Raw genomic sequence first — 733 nt, 5'->3', positions numbered from 1 at the left:
AGAAGCTCTCCATCGGGGCGTTATCGTAGCAGCAGCCTGTCCGGCTCATGGAGGGCGTCGCCTTCATGTCGGCGAGCTGCGCTCTGTAGGCCTCGGCGGCGTATTGGCTGCCGCGATCCGAGTGACAGATGAGGCCGGCCCCCGGTCGCTGCCGTTGGGTGGCCATCATCAGGGCGGCCGAGGTCAGCTCGGTCCGCATGTGCTCGCGCATGGACCAGCCGACGATCTTGCGGGTGGCGAGATCGAGGACGGCGGCCAGGTAAAGCCAGCCCTCTCCGGTCGGCAGGTAGGTGATGTCCGCCAGCCAGACCGTGTTGGGTAGCGCGGCCGAGAACTGCTGCTTCAGGAGGTTGGGCGCGATCGGCAGATCGTGACGGCTGTCGGTCGTGCAGGGCCGGTATCGACGTCCTGCCAGGGCTCGGATGCCATGACGGCGCATCAGGCGCTCCACCCGCCCACGACTGGTCGTTCGCCCCTCTGCGCACAGGACGGCATGGACCCGAGGCGAGCCGTAGCGCCTCTGATGCCCGACATGGATTCGGCGGACGTCGTCGAGAAGGCGACGGTTGGACGCCGACCTCGCACTCTCGGGACGGGATCGCCAGTCGTAGTAGCCGCTGTGAGAGACTTCGAGCACGCGGCACATGAGACGCACCGGCCAGGTGCTCGCATGCTGCTCGATGAAGGCGAACGTCACTTGGGCATCTCCGCAAAGATGCCGATCGCTTTTTTT

1 protein-coding gene is annotated in these 733 nt (G+C 66.2%); it reads right to left on the bottom strand.

Annotation, left to right across the window (positions count from 1 at the left end; all coding sequences use genetic code 11):
* Window positions 1-733: IS3 family transposase (locus tag FV234_RS25935; protein ID WP_147832458.1), on the bottom strand; the 733-nt coding region annotated here is incomplete at both ends.

This window comes from Methylobacterium sp. WL8, from assembly GCF_008040045.1.
In the GTDB taxonomy this organism is placed as follows: Bacteria; Pseudomonadota; Alphaproteobacteria; order Rhizobiales; family Beijerinckiaceae; genus Methylobacterium; species Methylobacterium cerastii.
Note: the sequence above shows the minus strand (reverse complement) of the source record. Positions and strands in the feature narration are given on the sequence as shown.